Source organism: Streptococcus sp. 1001283B150225_161107_H12 (assembly GCF_015552665.1).
Taxonomy (GTDB): Bacteria; Bacillota; Bacilli; order Lactobacillales; family Streptococcaceae; genus Streptococcus.
In genome coordinates this window covers 429,075-440,433 of sequence record NZ_JADNFC010000001.1, presented here as the reverse complement: position 1 = coordinate 440,433, position 11,359 = coordinate 429,075, and the positions used below count along the sequence as shown (strand labels likewise).

Annotated in this window: 11 protein-coding genes; 1 reads left to right on the top strand and 10 read right to left on the bottom strand. The window is 42.0% G+C overall.

Going from position 1 to position 11,359, the window contains the following annotated elements:
- Positions 1-12: 12 nt before the first annotated feature.
- From murB to I2C87_RS01945, 4 genes are all read right to left on the bottom strand, one after another.
- The gene (murB, locus tag I2C87_RS01960) at positions 13-915 is read right to left on the bottom strand and encodes a UDP-N-acetylmuramate dehydrogenase (RefSeq protein ID WP_195323791.1); all 903 of its coding nucleotides are present in this window, start codon (positions 913-915) and stop codon (positions 13-15) included.
- 132 nt (positions 916-1,047) lie between these two features.
- The gene (locus I2C87_RS01955; protein WP_195323790.1) at positions 1,048-1,974 is read right to left on the bottom strand and encodes a hypothetical protein; all 927 of its coding nucleotides are present in this window, start codon (positions 1,972-1,974) and stop codon (positions 1,048-1,050) included.
- A 157-nt stretch (positions 1,975-2,131) separates the two neighbouring features.
- Positions 2,132-3,007, bottom strand: coding sequence for a homoserine kinase (gene thrB / locus I2C87_RS01950; protein WP_195323789.1), 876 nt, complete (start codon positions 3,005-3,007; stop codon positions 2,132-2,134).
- A 1-nt stretch (position 3,008) separates the two neighbouring features.
- On the bottom strand, positions 3,009-4,295 hold the full coding sequence (locus tag I2C87_RS01945) for a homoserine dehydrogenase (RefSeq protein WP_195323788.1): 1,287 nt from the start codon (positions 4,293-4,295) through the stop codon (positions 3,009-3,011).
- Between the two features lie 248 nt (positions 4,296-4,543).
- Between I2C87_RS01945 and I2C87_RS01940 the strand changes: the two genes are divergently transcribed.
- Positions 4,544-5,434 (top strand): polysaccharide deacetylase family protein, encoded by an 891-nt coding sequence (locus I2C87_RS01940; RefSeq protein WP_195323787.1) that lies wholly within the window; start codon positions 4,544-4,546, stop codon positions 5,432-5,434.
- 58 nt (positions 5,435-5,492) lie between these two features.
- Here I2C87_RS01940 and I2C87_RS01935 read toward each other — a convergent pair whose 3' ends face one another.
- The 6 genes from I2C87_RS01935 to deoC all read right to left on the bottom strand — a co-directional run bounded on the left by I2C87_RS01935 (position 5,493) and on the right by deoC (position 11,342).
- The gene (locus I2C87_RS01935; RefSeq protein ID WP_195323786.1) at positions 5,493-6,449 is read right to left on the bottom strand and encodes an ABC transporter permease; all 957 of its coding nucleotides are present in this window, start codon (positions 6,447-6,449) and stop codon (positions 5,493-5,495) included.
- A 2-nt stretch (positions 6,450-6,451) separates the two neighbouring features.
- A complete protein-coding gene (locus I2C87_RS01930) occupies positions 6,452-7,507 on the bottom strand; it encodes an ABC transporter permease (RefSeq protein WP_048687948.1) in 1,056 nt (351 codons plus the stop codon).
- On the bottom strand, positions 7,500-9,032 hold the full coding sequence (locus I2C87_RS01925; protein WP_195323785.1) for an ABC transporter ATP-binding protein: 1,533 nt from the start codon (positions 9,030-9,032) through the stop codon (positions 7,500-7,502). Before I2C87_RS01925 ends, I2C87_RS01930 begins: the two co-directional genes overlap by 8 nt.
- 137 nt (positions 9,033-9,169) lie before the next feature.
- Complete coding sequence (locus I2C87_RS01920; RefSeq protein ID WP_048687944.1) at positions 9,170-10,225, bottom strand: BMP family lipoprotein; 1,056 nt, start codon at positions 10,223-10,225, stop codon at positions 9,170-9,172.
- A 78-nt stretch (positions 10,226-10,303) separates the two neighbouring features.
- Positions 10,304-10,693 carry a cytidine deaminase gene (locus tag I2C87_RS01915; RefSeq protein WP_048687941.1) on the bottom strand — a complete coding sequence of 130 codons (390 nt, stop codon included), beginning with the start codon at positions 10,691-10,693 and terminating at the stop codon, positions 10,304-10,306.
- A complete protein-coding gene (deoC, locus tag I2C87_RS01910; protein ID WP_061564122.1) occupies positions 10,680-11,342 on the bottom strand; it encodes a deoxyribose-phosphate aldolase in 663 nt (220 codons plus the stop codon). Before deoC ends, I2C87_RS01915 begins: the two co-directional genes overlap by 14 nt.
- Between the last annotated feature and the right edge of the window lie 17 nt (positions 11,343-11,359).

Genomic DNA, 11,359 nt, shown 5'->3' with positions numbered 1-11,359 from the left:
CATCTCGAACCGTTAATTTTTCCCAATAATACGGACTTCGCGCTCCAAGGTCACCCCAGCTGATTTTTCAACTGTCGCAATGACATGGGCAATCAAGTCTTCATAATCTTTGGCAGTACCATGATCGACATTAATCATAAAGCCGGCATGCTTTTCAGAAACCTCCACGCCACCAATTCGATGCCCTTTCAATCCTGCTTCACTGATCAATTGACCCGCAAAGTGCCCGACTGGTCGTTTAAAGACCGAACCACAAGACGGATACTCAAGTGGTTGCTTAAGCTCACGCAAATGAGTCAGGCGAGCCATTTCTTGATCGATCTGATCATAATTACCAGGTGCTAAGGCAAACTTGGCAGAAATCACTACGTCACCAGTTTCTTGAATCTTGGAATGGCGATAGCCAAAAGCTAATTCTTCTGCTGTTAAGGTTTTAATTTCTCCTTCTGGCGTCAAGACCTTACATGATTGAAGAATATGGGCAATCTCACCGCCATAGGCACCAGCATTCATATAGACTGCTCCACCGATGCTACCTGGAATCCCACAAGCAAATTCAAAGCCTGTCAAGCTATGGTAGCGGGCTACATGAGTCACATCAATTAGCTTAGCTCCCGCCTCCGATTCAATCACATAGCCATTGACTCGGACGTCATGGAAATGATCAAACATGATCACAAAGCCTTCAATCCCACTGTCACGGACGATAATATTGGAAGAATTCCCCAAGACCATCCAAGGAATTTCCTGAGCATTAGCAAAGGTGACAATTCGTTTTAATTCATATTGATTGCGTGGAAAGGCTAAATAATCTGCCGCTCCTCCAACCTTGGTATAGGTGTATTGTTTGAGTGGCTCATTGAACAAAATCTCAATACCAGCCAACTCCTCTTTGATTTGCTTTAGGATTTCCATCTCACAACTCTCTTCTATACGTTATCTTATCCATTATAACAAAAACTAGCCCACTTTTCGACTCAGAAGTAAAAAACAGAAGCAGCCAAAGGACCGATTCTGTTTTAATTTTTTAAACAAGGGTTAATTGAATTAGCCAATCTTACGTGCAATGCCACGTGTCTTATGAGTGGACAAGGCTGAACTAATGGCAACACCACCCCCAATAATAGTGAAGACTGCCAACATAAAGAAGTTAAAGAAGTATTTTTCAGGTGCTTCACCATTTAGAACAAGGGTATTGATCAAATCAAATCCATCACTAAAGTCGACTCCAAGTTGCTTAACTGCTTCTAAAGCGTAGTCAAATTGTTGCACGAGAACGATAGTCACTAACAAGAGAATGCTAGAAATAACTGCTCCAAGTTTACTAAATTTCTTCCCTAAGATTTCATAGCCTTTGACAACACAGATACCAAGGATAAAACCAGCATAAAAAGCTACGTAGCCGAGGCGGGCAATGAAAAGAGTAACAGCTCCTCCGATAATGGCACCAATAAAGGCACCGACTGTTCCAAGAAGGACATTTTCTTTCTGACTATTATACGAATCCGTTTCAATCTTCAGTTGAGTACTGAGCTCTTGGAAGCTATCTTCGTTCATCAAGAAGAGGGAATCTCCAATCTGATAGAGACCAACTGGGCCTTTTTCACCAGAGTAGCCACAAACAGTGTAGAAGCCATTGGTTTGCAAAAATTGCAGGATTTCTGTTAAGGCTTGACGAATGTTTTCAATTGTTTTTGCTTTAGTCATTCCAGCTTTTACAGTGAAAGTTGTGACATATTGGTTGAGGCTAATGCTCTTCAAAACAGAAGAGTCTTTCACCATTTGATGCAATTGAGCCGCTGCTTCTTCTGCATCATCACGTGAAACAGAAAGCGCAATGCTGAAGACATTTTTTGTGTCTGTTTCACTCATTAAGAAGAAATAGCCAGAGTTCTCCCCATAAATAGATGAAGTTTCAGGATCATACTGGAATCCAAGTTCCGTAGCAAGTTGATGACGTTCAAAGTCTTTCATTAGAATTACAATCTCCTTTACAATTCTATCTATCTTACGAATAATTGTTTATTATCCTAAAATAATTTGATAGACAAATAATTTATAGAACTATTTTATCATAGATAAATAAAATTAGATAGACTAATTTAGCCTATCTAATCATTTTTTCAACAAATCAGGATTCGCTGCCCTCAATCTTCACACCAGTTGTGTCAATTTTTAAAGAGAAGACCTGACCATTTAAGTCCTTAGATTCCAAGTCTTTGGCAAAGGCTTCTGCATGTTCAACTGGGAGCAAGGTCATAATAGTTGGCCCTGCACCAGAAAGGTAAGTCGCATAAGCATCGTGTTGATGTGCAACTTCTTTCACCTGAGGGAACTCTGCAACCAACTGTTGGCGGTAGCGTTCATGGAAGCGATCCGCTTCGATAGCTTTCCCTGCGACTCTCAAGTCTCCCTTAGCAAGGGCGGCAATAGCCACGTTTGCGATTGCACTAGCTGCAACAGCCTCCTTATAAGTCCACTCACTTGGAAGGACATTTCGACTATCGCTGGTCTTGAGTTCGTAATTGGGAACAAAGGCTACCAAAGCACATTCAGGGAAGGGAAGGACCAAATGATTGGTCTGCTGATCCACATAGCTCGCTACGACCAGATTTCCAAAAATAGCTGGCGCTACGTTATCCGGATGACCTTCGATTTTTGTCGCAATTTCTAGTTTATCTTCATCACTTAGGGATAATTTGCCCAGTTGATTGGCCAACTCAATCCCCGCTACGATAACAGAGCTGGATGACCCCAAACCACGCGCCAAAGGCACTTCACTGGTCATCTTGAGACGATGAGGAGGCAAATCAGATGCAACTTGGAGAGCGGTTTGAAGCAAGAGATTCTCTTCATTGCTTGGGATTTCCTCTCCCAAGTCATGTTCAATCCACCAGTTTTCTTGAGCTTCTAGCACATCAATGGTCAAATACTTAGAAACAGCGATTCCAACAGAATCAAATCCTGGACCGACATTGGCACTGGTCGCTGGTACTGTAATTCTCATCTTATTCTCCCAATACTTTAAAGGTATTCAACAAGGTAAAGTCAGCTTCAGCATCAATTTTCTCAATGATGTGGTGCAATTGTGTTTGATTCAATTGGTGAGTGATAATCACAACACGAGCCACAGAATCTTTGGCACCTGCTTGGAGAACCTGCTTAAAGGAAACATCTTCTTGGTTGAAAATTTGTGCCAACTTGAGCAATTGTCCCTTCATATCTGGAGTTTGAATAGAGAAGTAATAATCACTCTTCACATCTTCTGGTTTAGCCAATTGCACAGGACGGCTGTATTCGTTAAAGGCTTTTCCAATTGTTCCCTCATTGAGGCGACGAACAATGCGAATAATGTCAGCGACTACACTAGTGGCTGTTGGTTTTTGACCTGCACCAGGACCATAGTACATGGATTCCCCGATTCCGATAGACTCCACATAAACGGCATTCATGACACCATTCACGCCTGCTAGTGGGTGTGCTTTTGGTAAGAAGGTTGGAGTTACTTCTGCTGAGAGACCTGAAGGAGTTTCTTCGATAGATCCCACCAATTTGATTACATAGCCTAAACTTTGAGCCACAGCAACATCCTCAGGAGTAATGTTGCGGATCCCCTTATGACCTACTTGGTCAAACTGAACGTTCATCCCAAAAGCAAACTGGCTCAAAATCACCATTTTGTAGGCTGCATCAATCCCATCTACGTCATTGGTTGGGTCACTTTCCGCATAGCCCAACTCTTGAGCCTTAGCTAAAGCATCTTCATAAGACCAGCCCTCTTCGACCATCTTGGTCATCATAAAGTTGGAGGTTCCATTGACTACACCCAGGACGCGAGTCACTTTATCTGCAGCGAGAGAGTTTACCAAGGTCCGAAGAATTGGAATCCCTCCAGCTACTGCTGCTTCATAATAGAGGGCAACGCCATGCTCTTTGGCAATCGCAATCAACTCAGCTCCATGAACAGCAAGCAAATCTTTATTAGCTGTTACGACATGTTTTCCAGCTTGAAGAGCACGGGTAATAAAGGTCTTAGCTGGCTCAATTCGACCCATCAATTCAACAACGATGGCAATGTCTTTGTCTTCAATGATCTCATCAACATTGGTCACAAAGTTATAGTCATGACCAGCAGCTAATAAGCGGGCTTTCTCTTCTTCATCCTTGACAAGAACTTTAGCTACTTCAATTTCAGACTGAGCAGATTGGCTAATCTTCTCATGGTTTTCTTTTAATAAAAATGGTACGCCACTGGCAACAGTACCAAATCCTAGTAAGGCAATTTTTACAGACATGTTGGTCTCCTTAAAAATCTAATATAGTCTATTATATCAAAAACAAACCCCTTCTGACTAGTTCTATGGTTCTCTTCCTTTAGAAGAACACTTCTTTTCCGGATTAAAACCTCCACATCAACGCAACTCCCAAATCATTCCTTCAAAAGTCAAGGATATTCCCCGTAATTTTACTCTATTTGTAACTTTGTCTTAAAGAGATTTCCTGCCCCTATGATATAATGATAATGAATTAGAAAGGGGTCTCTATGAATCACCGAAAAAGACATGTCCCAAAGAAAATACGATTGCTACTAATTTTAAATGCTTTTCTCCTATCCTGCATCTTCATTTTAGGTATCTTCCTATTGATACGAGTTGTAACAACTCCAGGTGTAAACAAACAAGAAGCAGAAACAAGCCAGACTGCGAAACAGACAGGCTCCACTACTAAATGGGTAAAACAAGATCAACCTGTAAAAATTCCAATTCTCATGTACCACGCTGTTCACACGATGGCTCCTTCTGAAGAAGCCAATGCTAATCTCATTGTGGCACCAGAAACCTTTGAGAGTCATCTCAAAGCTCTTAAAGAAGCCGGCTACTATACCTTGACGCCTGAGGAAGCCTATCGGGCACTCACTAAAAATGAACTGCCTGAAGGGAGAAAAGTCGTTTGGTTGACCTTTGATGATGGAATTGCTGACTTTTATACCATAGTCTATCCACTCTTAAAAAAATACCAAATGACCGCAACCAACAATATCATTACTTCCTTTTCTGACGAGGAAAGACCCAGTGTTTTAACCTTCGATCAGATCAAAGAAATGAAAGCGCAAGGTATGACCTTTGAGAGTCATACAGTATCTCATCCAGACTTGGCTCAATCAGATAGCTCTCGTCAGAAATCTGAACTCGCAAATTCCAAACAAGTACTAGATAAGAAACTCAATCAAACCACTACCACCATTGTCTACCCTGCCGGTCGCTACTCTGATGTCACCATGGAACTAGCAGAAAAAAATGGCTACAAAATGGGCTTAACGACCAATAATGGACTAGCCAGTCTAGATGATGGCCTTTACTCACTAAATCGCCTGCGAATCTTACCGACTACGACAGCAAAAAACCTACTTGCAGAAATGCAAACTAATCCATAAACGTACAAAAAGCACGAGTCCAAATGACTCGTGCTTTCTTTCTCCATAATGGAGGCTTTTATTTCGATTTGATGTAGTTCACACCATCTGCTTTCGGTGCAACCGACTTACCAAAGAAGGCTGCTAGGACAATGATGGTCAATACATACGGGGCAATACGGAGGTAAACTCCTGGAATATGGGCAAGGAAAGGAATCTGCGTAGATACAACTGCCAAGGCTTGTGAAAGTCCAAAGAATAGACTGGATAGCATGGCACCGATTGGGCTCCATTTACCAAAAATCATGGCCGCTAGGGCGATAAATCCTGGTCCCACAATGGTAGTGGCAGAGAAATTGACAGAAGCAGATTGTGCATACAAGGCACCCCCAACTCCTCCTAAGAATCCAGAGATGAGCACACCATAGTAACGCATGAGGTAAACATTGATACCGAGGGTATCCGCAGCTTGAGGATGTTCACCAACTGAGCGAAGGCGAAGACCGAATTTCGTCTTAAACATGATAAACCATGCTACAAATGAAAATGCAATCGCTACATATCCCATTAAGCTAGTATTCTTGAAGAAGATATCACCAATGACAGGAATATCAGACAAGAAAGGAAAATCAAATTTACCAAATGACAAATCGATATTGTTGGTTTGACCTTTTCCGTAGATGGCTTTTACCAAGAAGACGGCTAAGGCAGGAGCCAACAAGTTCAATACCGTACCACTCACCACATGGTCAGCACGGAAGTTAATAGTCGCTACCGCATGGAGCGCAGAGAAAATAAGACCAACCAAACCGCCTGCAAGGAGAGAAAGCCAAATTGTCATGCCACCAAGAGAGCCAGCAAAAGTCAAGTTAAACACGACTCCTGTGAAAGCTCCCATAACCATGATCCCTTCCAAACCGACATTAACGACACCAGCATGTTCGGAGTAGGCACCTCCGATACTAGTGAAAATGAGGGGAGCAGCATAGACCAGCATATTCGATACAAGAATCGTTAGTATAGCAACAATATTCATCCTTACTCTACTCCTTTCATTTGTTTTTTAGGCTTGATGTATTTTTCGATAATATAGTGAGCACTTACAAAGAAGATGATTGAAGCTGTCACAATATTGACAAGTTCTGGTGGAATAGTCGCTGTGGTCATACCTGGCGCACCTGTTTGCAAGGTTCCAAGCAAGAAGGCCGCAAAGACAATCCCAATAGGAGAATTGCTAGCAAGGAGAGCCACTGCCATCCCATTAAATCCAACAGCCAAGGAACCAGCTTGAACATAAACGTTCTGGAAGGTACCAATCCCTTCTACAGCTCCTCCAATCCCACAAAGGGCACCTGAAATCACCATGGAAAGGATGATGGTCCGTTTAGCTGACATCCCTGCATAGTCTGAAGCATTCGGGTTGAGACCAACGGAACGGATTTCAAAACCAAGTGTTGTTTTCTTAATAATGAACCAAATAACTGCAACAGCAATCAAGGCGATAAAGATACCGATATTCATCCGTGACTTAGTCAATTCTGTCAAGAACCCTAGGCGGTAACTTGCATTTGCTCCTACTGTGATACTAGATTCAGAATCGACCATGAACTTTTTAGGGAAGTTCCGGATAATTTCATTTCCAGCAAACAGTACGATGTAGTTCATCATAATAGTAACGATGACTTCACTCGTCCCCAAAAATGCTCGCAGAAGTCCTGGAATTAAACCAATGAGACCACCGGCAATTGCAGCCACAAGGACCGTCAAAGGAATCATTAGGATACGCGGAATATCTGGGAAGGACAAAGCAAACCATACTGCCGCAATCCAACCAGCTAAGGCTTGTCCTGGTAAGCCGACATTGAAAAATCCAGCTCGACTGGCTACCGCAAATCCGAGAGCGATCAAAATCAGCGGCCCCATAGTACGGAAAATTTCACCCACATTTTTAATGGAACCAAAAGCTGTCTTGAAGAGTTCTTCATAACCCCAAAGAGCATCATAACCAAAGATCCACATGATAATGGCTCCGAGGATGATTCCTAGGATTACAGAAATAAAAGGAATAGCAATTTGTCTTGTATTTTTATTCATTTGAAGCCTCCTTGATTTCTCCACCAGCCATAAGAATACCAAGCTCTTGTTTGTTGGTCTCAGATGGCTTCACAATACCTTGGATTTTTCCATCATGAATAACAGCAATCCGGTCGGATAGATTTAGAATTTCATCTAATTCGAAGCTGACAACGAGGACGGCTTTCCCTTTATCACGTTCACCAATCAAACGTTTATGGATGTACTCAATCGCACCAACATCCAAACCACGTGTCGGTTGGCTAACGATTAACAAATCTGGATTCCGATCAACTTCACGAGCAATAATGGCCTTTTGTTGATTTCCTCCTGATAGAGCACTTGCTGGCACAATCTCGTTGGCTGCACGAACATCAAATTCTTCCATCAACTTGCGGGCATAGGAATTAATTTGATTGTAATTTAAGACACCGTTTTTGCTAAGTGGTTCTTTGTAGTAAGTTTGAAGTGCGATGTTTTCAGAAAGCATCATTTCAAGCACAAGACCATCACGATGACGATCTTCAGGCACGTGGCTGACATTCATTTCAGTAATCATACGTGGGGAAAGTCCAACAACTTCTTGTCCCTTAATTTTGATACTACCTGATTTGACTTTACGGAGTCCGGTAATAGCCTGAATCAATTCACTCTGACCATTCCCATCAATCCCTGCAATCCCGACAATTTCGCCTGCACGAACATCAAGAGATAGCTCTTTGACCGCAGGAACACCACGGTTTTCATTCACGACTAAATCAGAAATTGCAAGAACCACTTCTTTAGGCTGTGCTTCTTCTTTTTCTGTTACGAAAGAAACTGAGCGCCCAACCATCATTTCTGCCAAATCTTTATTGGTAGCACCTTCGATACCAACGGTTTGAATAGATTTACCACGACGAATAACTGTGACACGGTCTGCAACGGCACGAATTTCATCTAGTTTGTGAGTGATAAGGATGATAGATTTCCCTTCTTTAACAAGGGTTTTCATGATTTCCATCAACTCCAAAATTTCAGCAGGAGTTAACACTGCAGTAGGCTCGTCGAAAATCAGAATATCAGCTCCGCGATAGAGCGTCTTCAAGATTTCTACACGTTGTTGAGCACCGACAGAAATATCTTCAACTTTTGCGGTAGGATCCACAGCCAAGCCGTAGCGTTCTGACAACTCAAGGATATCTGCATTAGCTTTTTTCAAATCTAATACACCTTTATTAGTAACTTCGCTACCAAGAATGATATTTTCTGCAACAGTGAAAGCTTCCACCAACATGAAGTGCTGGTGAACCATCCCGATCCCTAGAGAAGCAGCCTTTGAAGGAGAATCTAGTTTTTCAGACTTCCCATTGACCACAATTTCTCCGCTCGTTGGTTCCAAAAGACCAGCCAACATATTCATCAGGGTTGATTTCCCAGCTCCATTTTCACCAAGAAGTGCATGAATTTCACCTTTACGCAATTCGAGGTTGATTTTGTCGTTTGCGACAAATTCACCAAAGATTTTGGTAATTTCACGCATCTCAATGACGTTTTCGTGTGCCATTCGAATATTCCTTTCTAGAAAACTATATTTTATTTCAGTAGGACCTGCTAAACGAGTTAGTAAGTTCTATTGAGACAAAATGTCTCAACACCTCATAAAAAAGCGACCCAAGAAGGATGGATCGCTTCTGGAAGGTTTTATTTCTCAGGTGCTTTTACACTACCATCGATAATTTGTTTTTTAGCATCTTCTACTGCTTTTTTAGCATCTTCAGAAAGATTAGAAGTTGTCAAATCAACACCACCATCTTTCAAACCAAATGTGATCACTTTTCCACCTGGGAATTTGCCATCAGCAGTTTGAGTTGCGATTTCTTGAACAGTTTTACCAACTTGTTTCAAAGTAGAAGCCAATACGAAGTTAGATTCTTTACCATCTTTTGAAGTGTATTTACCTTCATCAACTTGGTCACGGTCTACACCAATAACCCAAACTTTTTCGTCTTCGTTTTTCTTCTCGTTCAAGTCTTTTGCTTCCTTGAACACACCAGCTCCTGTACCACCAGCAGCTTGGTAAATAACGTCAGCTCCTGCAGCGTATTGTGTCGCTGCAATAGTTCTTCCTTTTTCAGGGTTGTTGAAGTCTTCAGCATATTGTACGTCTACTGAAATGTCTTTGTTTACAGACTTCACGCCTGCTTCAAATCCTTTTTCAAAACGAGTGATAACTTCACCACGTGCTCCACCGATGAAACCAACTTTGTTAGTCTTAGTTGTTTTGGCAGCAGCAACCCCTGCAAGGTAAGCAGCTTCATTATCCGCAAAAACAGCAGATGCTACGTTCTTTTTATCTCCTACAACAGAGTCAATGATAACGTAGTTGATATCAGCATTTTCATCTGCAGCAGCTGTAACAGCTGGAGCAAGTTTGTAACCAACACCGTAAACTAATTTGTAGCCGTTTGTAGCAGCTTGGCTAAAGTTATTTGCAAAATCTGCTTCACTTGTAGATTGGAAATAAGTGAATCCGTTATCTTTAGAAAGACCGTTTTCTTTACCCCAAGCTTGTAGACCTTCCCATGCAGATTGGTTGAATGATTTATCATCAACACCACCTGTGTCAGTAACGATAGCAGCTTTTAAATCAGTTTTTGCATCTGAAGAATCTTTGCGAGACGCACGATTTCCACATGCAGCAAGTCCGATTGCAGCGACAGTTACTAGACCTAGGCCTAACCATTGTTTCTTGTTCATTTCTGAACCTCCTAAATAAGATATGCAACTAAGTTGCGGATTAATGAAAGGGTCAATAGACCGCCTTTACAGATGTTACTACGTAAGATCTGTAAAGGAATATGGAAGCAATTCCTTGACCGTCATCACGACCGTCGATTTATCTTTGGCTACCAGAGTAACCGGTAGGTCTGGCTCGAAAAATTCAGCCATCACCTGGCGACAAGCACCACAGGGTGAAACTGGTTTTTCCGTCTGACCATAAATAATTAATTCCTTAAATGAACGCTCTCCTTCTGAAACAGCCTTAAAGATGGCTGTCCGCTCGCCACAATTGGTCAAGCCGAAGCTCGCATTTTCAATATTGACGCCTGTATAAATCTTCCCCTCATCTGTCACAAGAACAGCTCCAATTGGAAAATGAGAATAAGGTACATAAGCATTCTCACTTGTTTTTACAGCTAGGTCAATCAACTCAGTAGTCGCCATGGGCTACTTCTCCCTTCATGATGGCTACTCCAGAGGAAGTGCCGATTCGGTTAGCACCCGCTTGGATCATGGCTTGTGCATCCTCATAGCTACGAGTACCTCCAGATGCTTTCACTCCCATATCCGGTCCAACAACCTGGCGCATGAGGGCAACATCCTCAACAGTTGCTCCTCCAGTAGAGAAACCAGTTGAAGTTTTGACAAAGTCTGCTCCTGCCAATTTGGCAATCTGGCAAGCCACTACTTTTTCAGTTTCAGTTAACAAGCAGGTTTCGATTATCACTTTTACCAAGCGATCACCACTTGCATCTACAACAGCCTGAATGTCCTCTTCTACTAATGTCAGATTTTTTGATTTCAAGGCACCGATATTGATGACCATATCGATCTCATCGGCTCCATTTTGGATGGCATTTTGAGTTTCAAATGCTTTAACAGCTGGTGTATTTGCGCCAAGAGGGAAACCAATCACTGTACACACTTTTACATCTGAATCCCGAAGTCCTTCTGCAGCGAAGTTGACCCAGGTCGGTTGGACACAAACACTTGCAAAATCATATTCTTTCGCTTCTTCGATCAAAGCCTCGATTTGTTCTTGTTGTGCATCAGGTTTTAATAATGTGTGGTCAATATATTTGTTTAATTTCATTAATAAATCTCCCCCAA